Source organism: Streptomyces sp. NPDC054786 (assembly GCF_053611685.1).
On record NZ_JBSHAW010000007.1, the window covers coordinates 126,348 to 144,988 of the forward strand.

Below are 18,641 nucleotides of genomic sequence, written 5' to 3' on the forward strand. Positions count from 1 at the left end.
CCGAGTACGTGACGGTGAAGAACACCGGCCGCATGGCGGTTGACCGCCATGCGGCCGGACCCCCCTCGACCCTCTGGGCACATCTACTACTTCGGCGATGTGCGCCTCAGCGGCCACTCGATGGTCCGCGTTCAAGGCGGCATCGACCACGACAATCGCGGCGAACTCTACGAGACCTTCGCCCCCACGCCTGGGACAACACCGGAGATGCCGTGACGCTGCGCCACACCGCTGCCGCAACGTCGGCGCCGAGTTCGTTGGTGTAGGCCGGGCGGCAGACGGCAGACGGCAGACGGCAGACGGCAGACGGCAGACGGCAGACGGCAGGCGGCGGTCCACTGGGAGGCGCCGGAGGCCCAGGCCTCGGCCGGCGGCACCACGTGGTCGATGTCAAGGCCGGACGGCTCGTCGCCGGTGATGTCGTCGTAGTAGGAGTGCCAGGTGCCACCGGTGAATTTTCAGCCGGCAGTGACGGGGTGGGCTGGGTGACGGCTGCGACAAGAAGGACTTCGTTGCGGGTGCTGCAGCCGTCCTTGTCGTCATCGATCCCCTGCCTTCGCCGAGCCCCTTTGCATGATCATGCGAGACCGTGCATACTCTTTCTATGTCTAAGGTCCTCACCTCCCTTCCCGCCGGCGAGCGTGTCGGCATCGCCTTCTCTGGCGGCCTCGACACCTCGGTCGCGGTCGCGTGGATGCGCGACAAGGGCGCCATCCCGTGCACCTACACCGCCGACATCGGCCAGTACGACGAGCCCGACATCGCCTCGGTGCCCGGCCGTGCGAAGACCTACGGTGCCGAGATCGCACGCTTGGTCGACTGCCGCGCGGCTCTGGTCGAGGAGGGCCTGGCAGCGCTCACCTGCGGGGCGTTCCACATCCGCTCGGGCGGGCGTGCCTACTTCAACACCACGCCGCTCGGCCGCGCCGTCACGGGCACCCTCCTGGTCCGGGCGATGCTCGAGGACGACGTACAGATCTGGGGCGACGGCTCGACCTTCAAGGGCAACGACATCGAGCGCTTCTACCGGTACGGCCTGCTCGCCAACCCGCACCTGCGGATCTACAAGCCGTGGCTGGACGCGGACTTCGTGACCGAGCTCGGCGGCCGCAAGGAAATGTCGGAGTGGCTGCTCGCCCACGGCCTGCCCTACCGCGACAGCACGGAGAAGGCGTACTCCACCGACGCCAACATCTGGGGCGCCACCCACGAGGCCAAGACCCTGGAGCACCTCGACACCGGCGTCGAGACCGTCGACCCGATCATGGGCGTGCGGTTCTGGGACCCCTCGGTCGAGATCGCCGCCGAGGATGTGACGATCGGCTTCGACCAGGGCCGCCCGGTGACGATCAACGGCAAGGAGTTCGCTTCCCCGGTCGACCTGGTGATGGAGGCGAACGCCGTCGGCGGTCGGCACGGCATGGGCATGTCCGACCAGATCGAGAACCGGATCATCGAGGCCAAGAGCCGCGGCATCTACGAGGCGCCCGGTATGGCCCTGCTGCACGCGGCGTACGAGCGCCTGGTCAACGCGATCCACAACGAGGACACCCTCGCCCAGTACCACAACGAGGGACGGCGCCTCGGCCGGCTGATGTACGAGGGCCGCTGGCTGGACCCGCAGGCGCTGATGGTGCGCGAGTCGCTGCAGCGCTGGGTGGGCGCGGCCGTCACCGGCGAGGTGACCCTGCGGCTGCGGCGCGGTGAGGACTACTCGATCCTCGACAGCACGGGCCCGGCGTTCAGCTACCACCCGGACAAGCTGTCCATGGAGCGCACCGAGGACTCGGCGTTCGGCCCCGTGGACCGGATCGGCCAGCTCACCATGCGCAACCTCGACATCGCCGACTCGCGCGCCAAGCTGGAGCAGTACGCCGGGCTCGGCCTGATCGGCACCGCCAATCCCGCTATCGGCGCCGCCCAGGCGGCCGCGACCGGGCTGATCGGCAGCATGCCGGAGGGCGGCGCCGAGGTCATCGCCTCCCGCGGCGAGGTCTCCGGTGACGACGAGATGCTGGACCGCGCCGCGATGGAGTCCGGCACGGACTGACCAGTCCCGTCGAGCGGAAAGCTCGGCACCCCCGAGGGGATGCACCACAGGAAGGCCGGCTCGGCGCCAACAGCGTCGAGTCGGCCCTTTCCGTCACCCGGGGGCCCTGGTCATGCCGTCACTGCCACGGAGCCCCAATGTGGTGTGGAGGGTCGTACCGGAGAGCGATGACACCCGCCGGCCGACCGGGAGCCGCTTCCCGCCTGATGGGCACTCGGCAAGAAAGTCCCGCATACGCTCCGCATCGACCCTGATAAAGGCCCCTACACCCTGCTCGCCGAGCCACTCCAGGATGAGTAGCGTTGCGTCCTCGACGCCACTGTCCAGATCCACCTCGGCCCACCGGCGGCCATGGTCCCCACCCTCCTCAGTCCCCAGGCCGGGCTCGGCTACGGAGCTCTCGGAGCAGGAGGACCATAAATACCAAGCTCATCGCCTGTTTCTGATCTCACGAGTGGAGCTGGGGTGTTGAGTCTTTGGGCAATAGGGAAGCGGCTCCCGCCGGGGGCGGGAGCCGCGGGGGCGTCAGACGTGTGTCCGGCGCCGGTTGGTGTGTCCGGCTTCGTGAGGGCTGAGGCGCATGAGGGCGAGGACGGTGTCAAGGTCGTCGCCTTGGCGCGGGTCGTCGGCCATGCGATTGCGACGGCGGGCGCCGCAGCCTGTGCATAGGTGGACGATCATGTAGCCCTTGGCGGAGTGGTGCTCGACGGCGACCGGGCGCATCAGCGCGCGGCAGTCGTTGGCGCGGTCTCCGGGCGAGATGTCCACGTGCAGCGAGTGCAGGCAGTGCGGGCAGTGGTTGCGGTAGCTTCCGTTGACCAGTGCCGCGACCACCTTGCCGCAGTTTCCGCAGGTGAAGCCGGTGTTTTCGGTTGTTCTGCTGATGGTGCTGCTCCTCAGCGAGTCGAAGGGGTCTTCAACTCGGAGGCGCAGGGTTCCGTTCGTTCTCCCCCTGCCGGAGCAGGGGTCGCAGGCTTGACTGGGGAGTGACGCGGTTCACCGCCGCTCTGGGCGGGCGATTACTTCCGGCTCCAGCTTCACCAGAGTGCGCTTACACTCTGGATCCGGACCACGACCGGGTTTGTGTATTTGTCCCAGCCACTGTCACGCGGGTGTGCCACGTGCCGCCGGTAGGTGTCCATCCAGTCTCACTGCCGTCGGCGTCGTCCCCCGTCAGGCAACATCAGCAGCGGCATGCTTCATCGTGATCACGCCACCTCCTTGATCTCTGGGCCTCCGTCGTCCGTCGGTGTGCTGCGGAGACGTTCACCATCTTATTCGGGGCCCGCGGTCGTCTGGAAGAGTGCTGGTCAGACGGCTTGTGCAGGTCGGGGCGGAGTGACGGGCAGGCGGGTGCCGATGATGCCCGGCATGCCAGAACGCCGAAGCCACGGTTACCTTCGCGCCGGCACCACCACTCTGTTCGCCGCCCTTGAGGCGGCGAAGAGCAAGGTCATCGGCTCCCTTCACCGTCGCACCGGGCTGTCGAGTTCAGGAAGTCCTGGCCAAGGTCCACGAGGAAGTCCCCGTCGGCCTACGGCGGGACCCGCGCCCGTGGTGGTCAGCGACGACCTCGTGATCAGTCCCGGCTCGGAAGGGCGCATGCCCTCAGGCGAGAAGCCTGGACAGCCGGGCGGCTTGCCGCTCAGCCGTTCCCGGCGAGTTGCGAGGATGCTCAGGGTCGTCGAGGGACAGGAGGAACAACCACACGAGGGCCAGCAGCCTGCGGCATTCCGGCAAACGCGCGCGTTCGGCGGCATTCAGGTCGAACAGTTCCAGGAACGCCTCGACATCGAGGGGCGGGCCTACCCAGCTGCCCACGTGCTCTGTGATCTCCGCCAGCTCGAAAGGCCGGTCGCTGAGACCGGAGTCCTCGAAGTCGACGACCCGCACGCGAGTGCCGTCCCACAGATAGTTGGCAAGGTTGCCGTCCCCTGGGCCAAAAACCATCGGAACGTCCCGACTGCTGACTCCGTCCATTCCTGAACGGGCGAGCCATTCAAGGCCGAGGTCCATGGCCTCGCCCGCCTCAACGCTCACTCGTGGGCGAACCTGCGGCACCCAGGCGCGGATCTGGGCGATGAGTTGATGCTGCCGGCCCGGCCGGAGGGGCACCTCAGCCAGGACATCCTCCGGCACAGCCACATAAAGCTCGCTCACTGCCGTGGCCAGAGCCTTGAGCAGCTGATCGCTGAGTACCTCTCCCCGCAGCGGCTCACCCGGCAGGCGCGACATCACCACCACCGGCTCCTCAGCCGCAAGGTCCGCGCTTTGAGGGACGGGGGCCAACCCCGGTGCATGCGCGGCGAGCAGCGTCAGCGCACGCCACTCCCGCTTGCACTCTCCACGACTCTCACGCCGGAACCTCTTGATCACGCTGTCGGACCGGAGCTCGACAGCGTGAGTACTCCATGGAACGGAAGTCATGAGACGCGATCCTCCCAGCAGTGGCACGGGCACCGCGGCCTCAGGGCCCTTTTGGAACCCGGCCTACGCGATGCTCACCCACGCCGCGGCGGGCCTGGACCTCCCCGTCGACGTCGGTATGGCGTCGGCGCGCCACGGCGTCCATGTCGAAGCTTGCCGCAGCGACGGCGCCGGCTACGCCCTGCTCCGCCTCGGTCCTTACACCCAGGTCCGGCACGCCGCCCGGTGACGCCGCCCGCCTCAACGCCAACTGGAGAAGAAGACCGGCACGGTCGAGCCGGGCTTCACGGTGCGGGCTGTGGGCGGCGCCCCGTTCGACGTCAGGCACTGCACTGCTCTCGGGTTGAGGTTCCTGTGAGTCCGGAGAGCATCACGGTTGCCCAGCTCAGCGGCATGCACCGCTGGGTGTCCGGTGCGTGACAGGGACGGGTGTCGTGGACCGGTGAGGTGGTGGCCTGATGTGTCCTTCGAGGGCCTCAACAGGCCCGGATCGAGCCGCTCCGAACCGCTGACTGATCCGGCCAGGTGACCGCATAAGCCGGATCTGCTCCACGGCTTATGTGTATGAAGCGCAGCAACTCGCGCACGATGCCGGCATTGCCCATGGCCCAGCCGGTGCGGGGTTCGAGAACGCTCGGCGAGGCCCGGTGTTCGAGGTTCGACCATCGCACGCCGTTGGTGTCTCGGGTCGAGTGGCAGAAGATGTCCGCGACGAGGAGCCGCGCGAAGTCCGGGTGGTCGCCCTGCTCGGCCATCCGGTCACAAGCAAGAGCCAGGACCCCGGCCGTGCCACAGCACCGGCCACTGTTGTCCCAGAAGTCGGGGCGCAGTCGGCGTGGTAGCCCGGACTGGGTCACAGTGTGCCAACAGCAATCGGCGAGATCCTGCCAGGCAGAGTCGTCGAAGACTTCGCGAAGTAGCCGGAAGACCTGAGCGTCGCCTGCTGGACCGTGACACCAGGCGTAGCTGTAGCGGGCGGTGACCTCGGGAAAATCCTGCGGGTCGGAGTGGGGAACGAGGAAACCGGCCGGGTCGGCCTCGTTTCGTGCCACGACGTCTGCGGCACCCGCTCGCGTCAGCTCGACGAAGTCGGCGCGGCCGGCGGCCCGACCGACGCAGGCCAGCGCATACACGATGCCGAGCGTGCCGTGCGAGATGTGGTGGAACCGCGAAACCCTGCCCTTGAGCGCCTCCCAGGGGACACCTGCCGGGGTCTGCTCGACGGTGCGCAGGTAGGGCTCCAACGCGAGTACATCAGGAGCGCCCCGATGCTGCCCTGGCGAGTACCCCAGTGCCGTCAAATCTCGGTTTCTGGCTCAGCTTTGTGGCCAGTGACGGTGAGCTACGGTGCTCGGTCCACCGCCCGATCACAGCACCCTTGCCCCGGGCGGTTAGCGTGTCCGGATGCCATTCGTGAACCTGCGTCACCCAGTACGCGCGATCATCCTCGATGAGGGAGACCGCATCCATCCCTGCCGGTTCGCTGAGCTGTCCTTGCCTTCCATTGGTCTGCCGTCATCCGCCAGATGACATGAATCCCCACTTCTCCAGGAGCTTCGGGACCCTCAGGTACTTGTATGCGCTCAACCTCAGTGAATCCCAAGCGGCGGGCGACGGCTCCGCTGGCGGGGTTGGCAGCATCGTGATGGATCTCGATGCGGTCGATGCCCGCGAGCTGGAGGCCCTGGTGGACAAGAGCCGCAGTGGCCATCGTGGCCATACCTCGTCCGGTCCAATGAGGGTGAAGCCAGTAGCCGATATCGAGGCCGCCCGCACCCATGCGGCGCATGAGGTCGCAGCTGCCGATCACCGCGGCATTTGACGTGATGGCATAGCCGAAGGCTTGCCTGGTCTCCCACTCTGCCTGCTTCCGGGCGAGGAAGTCACAGGTTTGCTGTCTGCCAGGGTCGGCTGCCCAGGGCATCCACGGCACCAGGTGGTCCAGAGACTCGTAGATCGCCCGTTCCAAGGCGTCGAGATCGCTCATGCGCCACCGGCGCAATTCAACCTCGTCAGAACTGAGGCTTTCGGCAGGCTCTTCCATGCATCGGATGCTCTCGCAGCCAAGCTGGGGCCGACACCGCATTATCGGCTGATTGCTACGCATCCAGGCACGGTTGAGAGTCCTCAGCCAAGAGCGACGTCATTCCTCGGGTTCTGGCTCAGGTTGAGTGGGTTCGCAACTCTCCGTCACGACAGTAGGGCGCATTTACGGAGGAGTGGGAAGCCGGCGCGCCCGAACATCTGGCGTTTGAGCATCTTGATGTGGTTGATGTGTCCTTCGACTACGCCCGAGTTACAGGGGAGGGTGAGGTCGGCGATAACGGCGTCGCGGTCGGGGTCGATGCCTGCGGCGAGGGCATGGAGGCTGGGGAGGTCGTCCTGTCTGACGTCGTCCAGCCGGGCACGAGAGGTTCGCCGTCATCGGCGAGTCGCTTGGCACCACGGTCGCCGTACGGGCGGGCGGCGACTGGGCACCCGGACCCCGTCACGGCCCTTGTGCTCCAGTGGCATCGGTGGGTGCTCGATCGTCCACAGCTGTACGGCCCCCAGGGCCGGATGCGCTGCGACGCTGCGAAGTCCACCGCGTGGTCACTGTCCACCTCGGCCATATCTGATAATGGTCTAAGGGCGCGCAGATCTCTAACTCGTAGCTTTCCGCTCGGTGGTTCGTTGGTCTGGCATGAGCGGGTTGGAAGGACAACGGGCCGTGCTGGCAGGCAAGTTCGGGGCGACCCGACGCCGTGAACCCGACCGTCGTCGCGGCGATGGCCGAGGTAGGCATCGACGTCTTGGCCGAGGTGCCCAAGGTTCTTACCGTCGAAGCCGTACAGGCACCGACGTCGTGATCACGATGGGATGCGGAGACACCTGCCCGGTCTTCCCCGGTATGCGGTACCTCGACTGGCAGTTGCCCGACCCTGCTGGGCAGGGCATCGAGGCGGTCCGCCCCATCTGGGACGAGAGCGAGCAGCGTATCCGGCGGCTGCTGAACGAATTGCTGCCCAGGTAGTCGCGCGAGCGCCTCACCACGAGGCTGCTCGGTGTGGGTGCCAGCTGCCGGGTCCTTTTACGTCCGGCAATTGCCCAGCCGCAGTGGGGCCCCCTGCTCCTGATCGCCGGATGTTGACCAGATGTCCTGGACTGTGAAGGCGGATGCGAGGCCTGCCCGAGTCACGCAGCGTCCCCGCCAGGGCTGTATCGCCGAGCCCCAAACAGATCTGTGGGCGGGAGAGACCGCCCGGGCTCTGCGCACGAGCCGGGCCTCGATGAGGAGGAGTCCCTCCAGGCGGAGTGCCCGGTAGGGCGCGAGCCAGTTGCGTCTCAATCTGCGAGGAGAGACAAGATCGCGCAGCACCGCGAGGTGGGTCATACCTGGTCGGCTCGTTCCTTGCCTTCATGAACAGGGTCGGAGCGCGTGCCCGTCGTCCGGCTTCTCCCTTCAACACCTCTCTGGGGCACCGCCGGTGGACGGGAGGTACTGGGCGTCGAGTGGTGGTTTCAGGAGTGGAAGGCGTTCGCGGCGGGCCGGCCACCGAAACTGTGGCCATGGTTGCCACGCGGAAATAGTTGCCTCATGGCAGTTTTGTATGTGGTCATTGGGTAGGTGACGGCGTGACGATATGAAGGGGAGAGCAGGGAGGAGCAGCCATGACAATGGCAGCGACGCAGGCCCACATCTCGGTGAACCGCTCGGACAGGAGCGCCGCATGTGAGACTGCCCGGTCGTCTGTGCCGCAGGTGGAGGAGGCTCAGCACGTCGCCCCGCAGGACGCACGTCGCCTGTCGAAGCTCTTCTTCGAGCGGTTGTCGGACCTGGAGGAAGGCACGCCGGAGTACCAGTACGCGCGCAACACGCTCATCGAAATGAACCTGTCTCTGGTGCGCTATGTCACGCGCCGCTTCCGCAGCCGCGGGCAGGAGATGGAAGACGTGGTACAGGTCGGCACGATCGGCCTGATCAAGGCCATCGACCGCTTCGATGTGTCGCTGGAGAACGAGTTCACCACCTTCGCCATCCCCTATATCGCCGGTGAGATCAAGCGGTTCTTCCGTGACACGACCTGGTCCGTGCACGTCCCACGGCGGCTGCAGGAGCTGCGCCTGGACCTTGCCCGCGCCCGCGAAGTGTTCGAAGGGCGCGGCAACCCCGAGCCGTCCGTCGCCGACTTCGCAGCCCACTTGGGGCTGGGGGAGGAGGAGGTCATTGAGGGACTGGTCGCCTGCAACGGTTACGACGCCGGCTCCATTGACCGGCCCATCGAAGCCGGCGGCGGCAAGCAGCAGACCGGGCTCATCGCCGACCTGATCGGCAACGAAGACCCCGCCCTCGCACTGGCCGAGGACCTCCAGGCCCTCAAACCACACCTGGCCGAGCTGGATGAGCGTGAACGCACCCTTCTCGAGCTCCGCTTCGGCTCGGAGATGACACAGTCCGAGATCGGCAAGGAAATGGGCCTGTCCCAAATGCATGTCTCCCGCATCCTCACCCGAATCTACGCCACCCTGCGCGAAAGCCTCCTCGCCGAGGCATAGCCGAGTACTTCTTGTCCGCCAAACCAGCTGCTTGGGTAAGGGCAGGCGGTACCACGCGCCTGGGTGCAGGGGCGGCTTGGGAGCTAGCTGTTTGCACCTGAAGGAGATCGCCGCGTGGACCGTCAACAAGGAACGTGCGAGATCAGGGGACGGGAAGTCGGCCGGCGAGGCCTCGACCCGGGATCCGAAGTCATCCTCGCAGCGGGGTGGCGGCCCTCCAGCGGCGGCTTGCAGGACGCGACGAGGGGCCAGGTGTATGAAGAGGCGAAGAAGAGCGACGAGGGCCGCTCGACCATGAACAAGCTGGAACTGCGCAAGGATCTGTACTGCCGAGCCCTAGCAGCTGCTGACCACACCCGTTAGTTCCCGCGAGCGGGGCTCCTTGCTGGATGAACCTGATGGCGCGACCGCTGGCTACACAGGGCTTTTACGCGGCGGTGCTGGCTGGGTCTGTTGCCCGGGGATCCTGGGCGAGGAGTTCTCCGTGGCCCTGGCAGGCGGGCGTCCTGTTGCCGGTGTGATGACGAACTCGGTGGTGCCCCCTGCAGGAACGGGCCCGCGGCGAGCACCCAGATGACGCATGGGGCCCGCTGCTCTGCACTCCGGGGCTGGTGGTTCACCGCGCTCCTCGCCTCGACGCACCGGGGCGGTCAGTTGGCGGGATCACCGGCAGCTGGCACGGCCTCTCCCTCTATCTCCGCCTGGGAGGCTCTTCGGTTCCCCGCGGCGCCGCCGCCTCTGCTTTGCATCCGGCCCGATCGTCGGTGCCTTGAGCGCCACCCCCAGGGAAAGAGAACAGTCGCGCCGTCTAGTTGTGCGACTGACGGACGCCTATGACAGTGGGTCTTGGGATTTCTGGCGTAGGCGTTCGTAGGGAGTCCAGCCGGCGAGGGCTCCGTGGGGGCGATGGCAGTTGTAGTAGTCCTCCCACTCCTGCAGCTTGATGTTGAAGAGGCTGACGTCGTCGATGGCCTGTCCCTCCAGCAGGCGATAGAACTCCTCGGAGTCGATGCGGTGGGATCGTTCGACCTTGCCGTTCAGCCGTGGGGTACGCGGCTTGATGCGGATGTGGCCGATGCCCTTGTCGAGCAGGTGCCAGTGGAAGGACTGGCCAAATTCCTGACCGTTGTCGGTCTGGACCTGCTCGACGGCGAAGGGGAGCTTGGCCAGCACGTAGTCGATGAACTGGACTGCGGTCTTCTGGTCGTTGCGGGGGTAGGCGCGCAGGATGCGCAACCTGGTGCAGTCGTCGATCGCGGTGTACTGGTAGTAGCGCTTCTTGCGGCCGCTCTGGCCGAGCGGCTCGATGAACTTGACGTCGACCTGCAGCTGGTGGCCGGGGCGCTGCTTCTCGTAGCGCTTCCAGCGGGTGGTGTGGCGCTTGTAGCGCTGCGAGGCCGGCAGCCGGTTCAGCCCGACCTTCTTCAGGATCCGCCAGACCCCGGATGTGCTGATGGCCACGTCGTGGTAGCGCTGCAGGTACATGGCGATCTTGGCTGGGCCGAAGTGGCGCTGACGACGCAGCCACAAGATCTTCTCCACGACGTCCATGCAGGTCTCCTAGGAATCAGAGACCCACCTGTCAACAACCTCCGTCAGTTTTAGATCTAGGGCGTGTTTCGAATGTGCTGGCCGAGCCTCTGGGTGCGACGAGGTCATGAAGGTGTGAGGGGAAGCTCATACGCCATGTGACGTTCGGTGATGCTCAGCCCTGCCAGTGGCAGGGCCTGGCGTACGGTGTCGTCGAATTCCCAGATGTTCAGTTCGGTGACCGTGGGGTGGTCGTGCCGCAGGTGTGTGACGAGTTGCGCGATGAGCGGGGCGAGGGTGCGCGGCTTGGTGCGCTGGTAACGGATTGCTTCCCCGGCGTTGAGGTGGGCCATGTGTCCCTCGATGGCGGCCGAGATTTCCGCGTCCGCCGTTGCCAGCGTGAGGTCCGGTTCGGGCAGCCGCCGGGCGGGGGCGTCGGGCAGGCCGACAGGAGGCTGCCACGTGGCCGGGTTGGTGCTCCAGGTACGGGCGTATTCGCCGTGTCCGTATGCGTTCAGGGCGGTCGCGGCCTGGCCGTCGGCACCGGTATCCGGGCCGCTCCACCGCAGGGTGCGGTAGCTGGCGGCTCGGGCCTCTTGCGCGGCCCGGCGGTACAGGCCCGTGACCATCTCGAACTCCTCGGCGGGCGGCGGGAGAGGGCTGTAGTGGCCGGTTTCGAGGCGGCGGGCTTCGCGCGGTACATACAGGGCCTGCACGCGTGCGGCGTGCTCGCCGTCTGGGTCCTCGTAGAGCCATGCCCAGCCCAGCAGAGTCCCCTCGCGCCGAGCCGCGACGTTCCCGATGGTGCGCGGGCGGTTCTCGTCATCGTCCAGAGAAGGCAAGGGTTGCCCAGCCCTTGCGTACAGCTCCTCGTAGAGACGCTCTTCCGCGTCCGGTTGACTGATCCACTCAAGGGACATTTCGAGCGTCATGGTCGCATGGTACGACTGCATAAACGGAGGAGGCGCGTCGACTGTTCTGGTCACAGCCACTCGTTGATGGCGGCGATAGTCAGTGTGGCTTCGTAGCGGACGGCGAGTTTGTCGTATCTCGTCGCGACCGCGCGGTGTCCTTTGGGGCGGTTGATCCCGCATTCGACAGCGTGCCTCTGCTTGTAGACCTCGCGGTCGAAGGCGGGCGGGCGGCCGCCGGCGGATCCGCGCTTCTTGCGGTTGCAGGCCTGGTTGTCGGGTGCGGCGATGGTGCAGCGGATGTCACGTTCGCGTAGGTACGCGCGGTTCGCGCGGGAACTGTACGCCTTGTCGCCGAGCACCCGGACCGGCCGGGTCCTGGGATGTCCACCGTGCGGCCGGGCCACCCGGATACGCCCCAGGACGGCCCGGAACTGCGGGGAGTCGCCCCACTGGCCCGGGGTGACCAGCATCGCCAGGGGCTTTTGCCCCTGCTCGCAGGCGAGATGGGCCTTGGTGGTCAGGCCGCCGCGCGAGCGCCCGAGGCCATGGTGGTCGGGCTCGGTCTCGACGCCGCCCGGGGGTTCCTTCTGCAGGTCCCCCTTTTGCGGGCCTCGGCGGCGTGCTGGTGGGCGCGGGCGACGGTGGAGTCCACCGAGACATCCCAGGTGATCAGGCCCTTGGCGTCCGCGTCGGCCTGCAGGTCCGCCAGGATTCGCTTCCAGGCGCCGTCCCGCTGCCAGCGGCGGAACAGGTCGTACACCCCAAGGCCCGTACCGTTCCGGGACATCCCGCCACGGAGCCCCGGTCCGCGTCCGCCACTGTATGCCGTCGATCAGCTGCCGCCTGGTCCATATCGGCGGGCGTCCCGGCTTCTTACTCACCGGCAACAGCGGCTCCAAGCGGGCCCACTGCACATCCGTCAGATCTCCACGTGCCACGAAGCAAGATCATCGCACCCTCAAGATCCACTTTCGATACACGCGCTAATGACCATCGCCGATCCACGGCCTTACGACTGCAGTTGGAGGCAGCGTTGTTTACCTCTTCTCTCGTCGTGATGGCAGGACGGTCAGCGCATCTGCCCGGCTTCGGGCCCGTCCGCGGGTGGCTGGACTCCGGCCTCCTTGATCATCAGCAGGTTGCAGGCTATGAAGGAGAGGGAACTATCGGGTGTCCGCACCGTGGCTCGTACGAAGCACCCCCGGCACGAGCGGCGCGGAGAAGCACGTCTGCCAGGGGTGATCGCCATCCTTTCGGCGATGGCCCTCTACGTGGCTTTGCCGCAACAGCTGCTGGCCGCGCCGCGCTATGTACTGCCAGGCTTGGAACTCCTGCTGCTCATACCGTTGTTCGCGATCAACCCCAAGCGCCTCACTCGGGAGGCCGGAGTCTCCCGCCTCGTGTCCCTGACCTTGGTATTCATCATCGCGGCAGGCAATCTATTTGCCTTGGGCATGCTGCTCCATGACTTGCTGTCCGTCGGGGTGAAGGACGGGCGCTCCCTCCTGGTGGCGGCGTTGCAGGTCTGGCTCACCATCAGACCACCACAGCTGAGATCGCCGCCCGGGCAGGCGTCAACGAGCGCACGTTCTTCCGGCACGTCCCGGACAAACGCGAGGTGCTCTTCGATGGCGAAGCCGGCCTACGTGCCGCGCTGACGCAGGAGGTCGCCGACGCCCCCGATGGCCTGCAGACACTCGGCATTCTGCTGTGCGCCTTCCGGAAAGCCGGACGAATCCTTGAGGACAACCGCCCGTTCTCCGAGCCGCGGCTAGCGGTCATCGCCAAGACCCCAGCCCTCCGGGAACGCGACTTGGCCAAGGCCGCCTCACCGAAGCCGTAGCGGAGGCGCTACGTCAGCGCGATGTCCCCGACCGGCTGGCCAGCCTGGCCGCACAGACCGGCTGGGCCACCTTCCACCACGCCGCCCAAGCCTGGATCGACGACCCCTCACAGAGCTTGGACGCACATCTCCTCCAAGCCTTCGACGATCTGCACGCCCTCTCCGCGACCGTGCCACCGGAGCAGGCGCGGCTTGAAAGCTGATACCGCTCCGCCCGCGACCACCTGTCGCCGCGAACAAGCGGGTTCCAAGGCCTCGACGAGAGTGGGAGCCGAACTCACCAGCACCTGGCGCTTCGCTCTCCATCTCGCAGGCAGTGGCAGGTACGAAGACACCATCCTGCCCACGGGCAGCTTCGCCGGCGGCCCCGAGGAGGCCTTGGACTGCGTCTGCAGCTTCTACCTAGCCATGCCTAAAAGTACGTGCCCGAGCTGGCTGCCGGGCGAGACTCCCTCGTCGCCGAGGACAGCCCATCACTGCCTGCTCCCCGTTCCTGACCCCCATCGCATCGGTTGTGGCGGATCTGCCGTAACCGTCGATCCTCTGACCTTCACCGCTTAGAGAAACGGCTCCTCATCTGAGGGGCCGTTCGCCTTTCCTGGGCTTCGTTGTCAGTGGTGGGCTCTACCGTGGTGGCACGGAGCTTGGAAGGTCAGGAAGCGCTAAGGGGGAGGCGGCATGCCCGAGTGGGCTCTCGCGATACTCGTACCGGTCGGTCTGCTGGCTGTGGGTCTGGGGACGTTCTTGGTCTGGGCCCGCCTGGGGACGAAGGAACCGTTGAATCACGACAACCGGATGCCGGAGACCCATTTTCGACAGGGTGGTGGTCTCGGCGGCGGCTGACCGGCGCCGTCCGGCTCGGCATGGCCGCCTTTGCCGTGGCCGAGCAGGGCTGAAGCCGGCGGCCGGGAACATGTCCGTGCCCCGGAACGGTCACTCCAGCACGGCCAAGTCCGTACCAGCCCGGAGTCCGCACGGCCACACGTTAAGGCGGTAACAAACCGGACATCAATTCACGTACAGCCCTCTGAGTGCACGTCAGCGAGTGGACTCTGGATAACCGCTGCTTAGTCAGAGTCCAGGTGACGGCACCCGCGCCGCTGGCCACTGCGGAGATCGTGACCTTCCTGGAGGGGGAGTACGCACGGCCCGACCGCGACCGCGACTGCGACCGCACCGACGCCGTCTCCGTCGGCCTGGACGCCACTCGCCCCCCCGGCTCCGCCGCCTACGAGGAGGCTCAGCGCACCCGCGGGCAGCAGCTGCACGCCCGCCGGGTCGAGTTGGGGCGCGACAAGGACCACAACCACGACGAGTACGAGTGCCTCAAGGACCCGAGCGACCGCGAGGGCCGGCTCCGCTGGTCGGTGCCGAACCAGCTCCTGGGCAACTCGCGGCGCACGGCTGCCGATCACCCGGGAGAGCACGTGGCGAAGAAGGAGGACCAGAGGGCGGACGCGGCGAGGGAGAAGGACCGCGAAAAGTGGATGGCGCGTTTCCAGGTGCGGCTGGCCATGCAGCCGGGCGTGGACCGGGCAGTCGTGCTCCAGGCGGTCAAGGATGTCACGGCGCACTGCGCGGATACGGGAGAGCACCCGCGGACTGCCTTCGGCGACCCGGACGCCTGTGCCGTGGAGGCCGCCGTGCGGCTGGTGCCGGCGGAGCAGGCGGCGCGCGCGAGGCGGCACGACGCCGTGGTGGACAGGCTCGCCTCCGTGCTGAAGAGGGCCGGGGACGTCGCCGGTCTGTGACCGGTTGAAGCGACTTCCGTCATGGCCCGGCGCACGCGTTCTGACACAGCTACTATCCGTCGGGGCTGCCGGGCAGCTCAGACGATTGGCGGAGCGCCGGAGCGCCGGAGCCCGATGACACCGATTGTGTTTTGCGCACTGCTGGTGACAGACAGCGTGCCGTCCCGGTGACAAACATCGTGCTTCGCCCCGGTCGAAGCCGCAGGTCAGCCGACGCCGCAGGTGACACCTACCGTGCTTCGGCTCAGCTCCCAGGCTCCCAGTGTGACTGAGCGTCGCACTTGGCCAGTTGAGCGCGGGCGGTGCTGCCGGTCGGTGGTGGTCATGGGGGCAGGTGGGACTGTTCGGGGCCGCCTGCGGGCGCCAGATCCACGGTGCGGAACTCCAGCCGCCCGTGGCTCGGCCTCACCCGTTCGCGCGGTTTGTTTGCGGGACGTGAGTGAGGCGTTTCCGGAACGTCAGTGGCCCCGGGAAAGGTGGTGTCCACACCGCGGGAACGGCCGAAGAAAACTCCCGCACGAAACACAGGGGGACCCTGATCATGCGTACTTCCCGGATTCGTACCGCCACCCTGGCCGCCGTCACCGCCGCGCTGGCGCTGGGCCTGACAGCCTGCGGCGGCGCCGACGGCGGCTCGAAGGCGGCGGGCGGCGACCACGCCGCCGGTACCGCGCAGAGCCGGTCCGCGTCCACCGGGGACGGCAAGGGCGGCGCGGAGCAGGCCAACAGCGGCGGTGACACCAAGAAGGGTGCGCGCTCGACGACCGCCTCGGGCGGGACGGACGAGGTCGCGGGCAAGGGCACAACGGCCGGCGCCCAGCAGTGCCGCGGCGACGAGATGCTGCTCACCGCCGTGCACCGGTTCGCCGGGCAGCAGGGCGACCACCTGCTGGTCACCGCGTCGAACAAGGGCACCAAGCCGTGCTGGGTGACCTCGTACCCGTCCGTGAAGCTCGGCAGCGACGTCGACGTTGCCGCACTGCCGCACTCGAAGAAGGACAACCCCGGCGGCGGCAAGCACCTCACGCTCCAGCCCGGCGGCAAGGCGTACAGCGCGGTGAACCTCTTCGACTACGGCTCGAAGAACCACACGGCGCAGTCGTTCGCCATCGCGCTGCGCGGCGCGGACGGTCACAACGGCCCCTTCTACTCCGTCGACATCCAGGGCGAGAAGCCGCAGTTCAGCTGGAACGAGGCCGACGTGCTGAACTGGAGCACCAAGAAGCCGTACGACTTCTGACGGCCCGTCGGCCAGTGGTGCGTCGTCCCGGACGCGCCGCACTGCGCGTCCCGCACTCCGCCGGCACGGCGTCGGTGTGCCGGCGATCCTGTCCGGCTGGTCGTGGGAGGGGAAGCCGAGCCTCCCGACCGTGCGCGTCATGCGGTGCGATGGCAAACGGTGGGTACGGCCTCGGACTCGCCGTGCCGGCGCCTCCTTCGCCTGGGACACCAGCGGCTCGTCCTGGGGCAGCACACAAGATCCGCGACCACCTCGATCAGGCCGGGATGCTCGACAACGTGGAGTTCCCGGCCGTCGAGGACGACGTGACTGAGTTGGCCCGAAGCATCATCAGCGAAGTCGAGACGTCGTTCGGGAGGTGACCCCGCCGGCCCGCACCCGGGAGGGGCTCATCCGGAGTGGCCCCGAGGCCGGGCGCGACCGGAACGGGCCTGTCCGGGAGTCCGCTACAGGCGCGGGGTGCGCGCCTCGATCCGGTGGTCGAAGGCGGCACCGCCGACGCCGACCGTGGTCACCCCGCCGTCGACGGTGAGGACGGCCCCGTTGACGTAGGACGCGGCGGGCGACAGCAGCCAGTCGATCGCCTCGGCGACCTCCTCCGGATCACCCGGCCGCCCGGCGGGAGTCAGCCGGTTCGCCTCCTCGTATGCCGCCTCGGCACCGCCCGCCAGCCCCGCCTCCGCCGCGAACCGCGCCATCCGCTGGTCGGCCATCTCCGTACGTACCCAGCCCGGGCACACCGTGTTGGCCCGCAGTCCCTGCGACCCGTAGTCGACGGCGAGGGAGCGGCAGAGGTGAAGCAAACCCGCCTTGGACGTCGCATAGGCGGCGTTGCCGACGCTGTTGCGGAGCGCGGCGACCGAGGCGACCGCGACCACCGCGCCGCGGGCCGCCAGCAGATGCGGCAGAGCGGCACGCAGCAGCAGGAACGGGCCGGTGAGGTTGGTCCGTATCAGCGCTTCCCAGTCCTCGACCGCGGTGTCGCCGACCGCGCCGCCCCGCCCGGTTCCGGCGTTGAGCACCACACCGTCGAGTCTCCCGTAGGTCGTCACCGTCGTCTCGACGAGCTCGCGCACGGCCTCGGGGTCGGCGGCGTCGGAAGGGTGGGCCAGCGCTCCGGTCTCCTCGGCCACTCGGCGCAGTGGCTCGGGCCGCCGCCCGGAGATCACGACCTGGTGCCCGGCGGTGCGCAGCAGCCGGGCGGTGGCGGCCCCGATTCCCGTTCCCCCGCCCGTCACCAGGACAACACGCTGTTCCGACATGGTCGTTCGCCTCCGAAGGTGGTCGGCTTCCGGTGCCCCGTACGGCGAGCATACGAAGCGTTGGCACCGCCGGGCCGGCCGGGTGCCGCTGCCGTCGGCACCGCGGCTGGGTGCGGGGTGAGGAACGACCGCGGCGAAGGGCAGCGCCGAGCAAAGCGGCGGTTAATCGGTGGAACGGTGTGACGGCGGAGGCGGCGGCAATCTCCCTCGGGTACTGCCAGACCCTCGCTCAGGGCCTGTAGCTGCAGCTCGCCGCACCGGCCGCTGCTCCTGGGGGTGCTCGTGCTCCTGGCCGTGCTGCTCGGCGGGGCTGGGGTGCAGCCTGGCATTCGCACGACCCGGACGGCACATGGGTGCTGCTCGTGCCCCAGACCGACCCGGGAACAGAGGGAGCCGCTGCAGCGGCCTGCCGTGCCGGGCGGCACAACTTCACAGACCTGCGATGGTCCGAGTGAGATCCATACACAGTTGCTGCATGGATCGGCGACGGCCGCCTGCTGGGTGGGCTGCGGGTTGTTCTGGAGAACCAGAACAACCCGGTTTAGCTAGGCCGTGTTGCTCAAGGAAGCTGGTGAGCCGGGTGCACCCCAGACTTCGCCGTCGAGCAGCGCCATTCCCAGTACGGGCCACGCCTCCCGCCTGCGACGGTGCAGCCGCGTGGTGTCCATCTCGCTGCGTAAACTGTTGGCTCGTGTGCCTGTCTGTGATGTCACCGTGCACACTGACGGTTTCCCGTTCGACCGAAGGACTGAGCCGTGCCCGACCGACCTGAGATTGTCTGCATCTGCGGCTCTACCCGGTTCGTGGACGAGATGCGTGCGGCGAACCGTGATCTGACCTTCGCAAGTGTCATTGTGGTCGCGCCAGGCGAAGCAGACGAGTTGATCACCAACGAGCAGAAGACCGCGCTGGACGCCCTCCACCTGCGCAAGATCGACCTGGCTGACCGGGTTCTGGTCGTCAACCCCGGCGGGTATATCGGCGAGTCCACGAGCAGGGAGATCGCATATGCCCACGCCACCGGCAAGCCGATCTCGTTCACCGATCCCGTCTGACCAGTAGACGCTTCGTGGTGCGCGAGGACAACG

14 protein-coding genes and 4 pseudogenes are annotated in these 18,641 nt (G+C 67.5%); 10 read left to right on the top strand and 8 right to left on the bottom strand.

Features of this window, described 5'->3' with window-relative positions; all coding sequences use genetic code 11:
* Nucleotides 1-604 precede the first annotated feature (604 nt).
* A complete protein-coding gene (gene argG / locus ACWGI6_RS08555; RefSeq protein WP_453266798.1) occupies nt 605-2,050 on the top strand; it encodes an argininosuccinate synthase in 1,446 nt (481 codons plus the stop codon).
* Nucleotides 2,051-2,575: 525 nt separating this feature from the next.
* On the opposite strand, the gene ACWGI6_RS08560 is transcribed toward argG, so the two are convergent.
* Both ACWGI6_RS08560 and ACWGI6_RS08565 read right to left on the bottom strand, forming a co-directional pair.
* Nucleotides 2,576-2,983, bottom strand: a complete 408-nt coding sequence (locus tag ACWGI6_RS08560) for an RNHCP domain-containing protein (protein ID WP_453266865.1) — start codon at nt 2,981-2,983, stop codon at nt 2,576-2,578.
* Between the two features lie 675 nt (nt 2,984-3,658).
* A complete protein-coding gene (locus tag ACWGI6_RS08565) occupies nt 3,659-4,477 on the bottom strand; it encodes a phosphotransferase family protein (protein ID WP_453266799.1) in 819 nt (272 codons plus the stop codon).
* Here ACWGI6_RS08565 and ACWGI6_RS08570 point away from each other — a divergent pair.
* Nucleotides 4,476-4,706, top strand: coding sequence for a hypothetical protein (locus tag ACWGI6_RS08570; protein WP_453266800.1), 231 nt, complete (start codon nt 4,476-4,478; stop codon nt 4,704-4,706). The two genes, ACWGI6_RS08565 and ACWGI6_RS08570, sit on opposite strands and share 2 nt — an antisense overlap.
* Nucleotides 4,707-4,953: 247 nt before the next feature.
* On the opposite strand, the gene ACWGI6_RS08575 is transcribed toward ACWGI6_RS08570, so the two are convergent.
* Both ACWGI6_RS08575 and ACWGI6_RS08580 read right to left on the bottom strand, forming a co-directional pair.
* Nucleotides 4,954-5,721 (bottom strand): lanthionine synthetase LanC family protein, encoded by a 768-nt coding sequence (locus tag ACWGI6_RS08575; RefSeq protein ID WP_453266801.1) that lies wholly within the window; start codon nt 5,719-5,721, stop codon nt 4,954-4,956.
* Between the two features lie 197 nt (nt 5,722-5,918).
* Nucleotides 5,919-6,521, bottom strand: a complete 603-nt coding sequence (locus ACWGI6_RS08580; RefSeq protein WP_453266802.1) for a GNAT family N-acetyltransferase — start codon at nt 6,519-6,521, stop codon at nt 5,919-5,921.
* Nucleotides 6,522-7,212: 691 nt separating this feature from the next.
* On the opposite strand from ACWGI6_RS08580, the pseudogene ACWGI6_RS08585 reads away from it, so the two are divergent.
* The 3 genes and pseudogenes from ACWGI6_RS08585 to ACWGI6_RS08595 all read left to right on the top strand — a co-directional run.
* A pseudogene (locus ACWGI6_RS08585) lies at nt 7,213-7,490 on the top strand (arsenate reductase/protein-tyrosine-phosphatase family protein); the annotation flags it as partial.
* A 638-nt stretch (nt 7,491-8,128) separates the two neighbouring features.
* Nucleotides 8,129-9,013 carry a SigB/SigF/SigG family RNA polymerase sigma factor gene (locus tag ACWGI6_RS08590; protein ID WP_453266803.1) on the top strand — a complete coding sequence of 295 codons (885 nt, stop codon included), beginning with the start codon at nt 8,129-8,131 and terminating at the stop codon, nt 9,011-9,013.
* Nucleotides 9,014-9,092: 79 nt separating this feature from the next.
* A pseudogene (locus ACWGI6_RS08595) lies at nt 9,093-9,376 on the top strand (hypothetical protein); the annotation flags it as partial.
* A gap of 468 nt (nt 9,377-9,844) precedes the next feature.
* Here the strand turns inward: ACWGI6_RS08595 and ACWGI6_RS08600 are convergent.
* From ACWGI6_RS08600 to ACWGI6_RS08610, 3 genes and pseudogenes are all read right to left on the bottom strand, one after another.
* Nucleotides 9,845-10,570 (bottom strand): annotated as a pseudogene (locus ACWGI6_RS08600) (DDE-type integrase/transposase/recombinase); the annotation flags it as partial.
* A 98-nt stretch (nt 10,571-10,668) separates the two neighbouring features.
* Nucleotides 10,669-11,475, bottom strand: a complete 807-nt coding sequence (locus ACWGI6_RS08605; protein ID WP_453266804.1) for a hypothetical protein — start codon at nt 11,473-11,475, stop codon at nt 10,669-10,671.
* A gap of 50 nt (nt 11,476-11,525) precedes the next feature.
* A pseudogene (locus ACWGI6_RS08610) lies at nt 11,526-12,395 on the bottom strand (IS5 family transposase).
* Nucleotides 12,396-12,716: 321 nt separating this feature from the next.
* Between ACWGI6_RS08610 and ACWGI6_RS08615 the strand changes: the two are divergent.
* The 4 genes from ACWGI6_RS08615 (at nt 12,717) to ACWGI6_RS08630 (ending at nt 16,291) form a co-directional block, all read left to right on the top strand.
* On the top strand, nt 12,717-13,115 hold the full coding sequence (locus tag ACWGI6_RS08615; protein ID WP_453266805.1) for a hypothetical protein: 399 nt from the start codon (nt 12,717-12,719) through the stop codon (nt 13,113-13,115).
* Nucleotides 13,013-13,300, top strand: a complete 288-nt coding sequence (locus ACWGI6_RS08620; RefSeq protein ID WP_453266866.1) for a hypothetical protein — start codon at nt 13,013-13,015, stop codon at nt 13,298-13,300. Before ACWGI6_RS08615 ends, ACWGI6_RS08620 begins: the two co-directional genes overlap by 103 nt.
* A 1,487-nt stretch (nt 13,301-14,787) precedes the next feature.
* Nucleotides 14,788-15,051 carry a hypothetical protein gene (locus ACWGI6_RS08625; RefSeq protein ID WP_453266867.1) on the top strand — a complete coding sequence of 88 codons (264 nt, stop codon included), beginning with the start codon at nt 14,788-14,790 and terminating at the stop codon, nt 15,049-15,051.
* A gap of 541 nt (nt 15,052-15,592) precedes the next feature.
* Nucleotides 15,593-16,291, top strand: coding sequence for a DUF4232 domain-containing protein (locus ACWGI6_RS08630; RefSeq protein WP_453266806.1), 699 nt, complete (start codon nt 15,593-15,595; stop codon nt 16,289-16,291).
* A 446-nt stretch (nt 16,292-16,737) separates the two neighbouring features.
* Here the strand turns inward: ACWGI6_RS08630 and ACWGI6_RS08635 are convergent, their stop codons facing one another.
* The gene (locus tag ACWGI6_RS08635) at nt 16,738-17,553 is read right to left on the bottom strand and encodes an SDR family NAD(P)-dependent oxidoreductase (RefSeq protein ID WP_453266807.1); all 816 of its coding nucleotides are present in this window, start codon (nt 17,551-17,553) and stop codon (nt 16,738-16,740) included.
* A 755-nt stretch (nt 17,554-18,308) separates the two neighbouring features.
* Between ACWGI6_RS08635 and ACWGI6_RS08640 the strand changes: the two genes are divergently transcribed.
* On the top strand, nt 18,309-18,608 hold the full coding sequence (locus ACWGI6_RS08640) for a hypothetical protein (RefSeq protein WP_453266808.1): 300 nt from the start codon (nt 18,309-18,311) through the stop codon (nt 18,606-18,608).
* Nucleotides 18,609-18,641: the final 33 nt, after the last annotated feature.

Bases quoted from the DNA above. Each gene is read 5' to 3' on its own strand.
- argG (WP_453266798.1), top strand. From the start codon at position 605: ATGTCTAAGGTCCTCACCTCCCTTCCCGCCGGCGAGCGTGTCGGCATC.
- ACWGI6_RS08570 (WP_453266800.1), top strand. From the start codon at position 4,476: ATGAGACGCGATCCTCCCAGCAGTGGCACGGGCACCGCGGCCTCAGGG.
- ACWGI6_RS08565 (WP_453266799.1), bottom strand. From the start codon at position 4,477: ATGACTTCCGTTCCATGGAGTACTCACGCTGTCGAGCTCCGGTCCGAC.
- ACWGI6_RS08580 (WP_453266802.1), bottom strand. From the start codon at position 6,521: ATGGAAGAGCCTGCCGAAAGCCTCAGTTCTGACGAGGTTGAATTGCGC.
- ACWGI6_RS08590 (WP_453266803.1), top strand. From the start codon at position 8,129: ATGACAATGGCAGCGACGCAGGCCCACATCTCGGTGAACCGCTCGGAC.
- ACWGI6_RS08605 (WP_453266804.1), bottom strand. From the start codon at position 11,475: ATGACGCTCGAAATGTCCCTTGAGTGGATCAGTCAACCGGACGCGGAA.
- ACWGI6_RS08615 (WP_453266805.1), top strand. From the start codon at position 12,717: ATGGCCCTCTACGTGGCTTTGCCGCAACAGCTGCTGGCCGCGCCGCGC.
- ACWGI6_RS08625 (WP_453266867.1), top strand. From the start codon at position 14,788: ATGGCGCGTTTCCAGGTGCGGCTGGCCATGCAGCCGGGCGTGGACCGG.
- ACWGI6_RS08630 (WP_453266806.1), top strand. From the start codon at position 15,593: ATGCGTACTTCCCGGATTCGTACCGCCACCCTGGCCGCCGTCACCGCC.
- ACWGI6_RS08635 (WP_453266807.1), bottom strand. From the start codon at position 17,553: ATGTCGGAACAGCGTGTTGTCCTGGTGACGGGCGGGGGAACGGGAATC.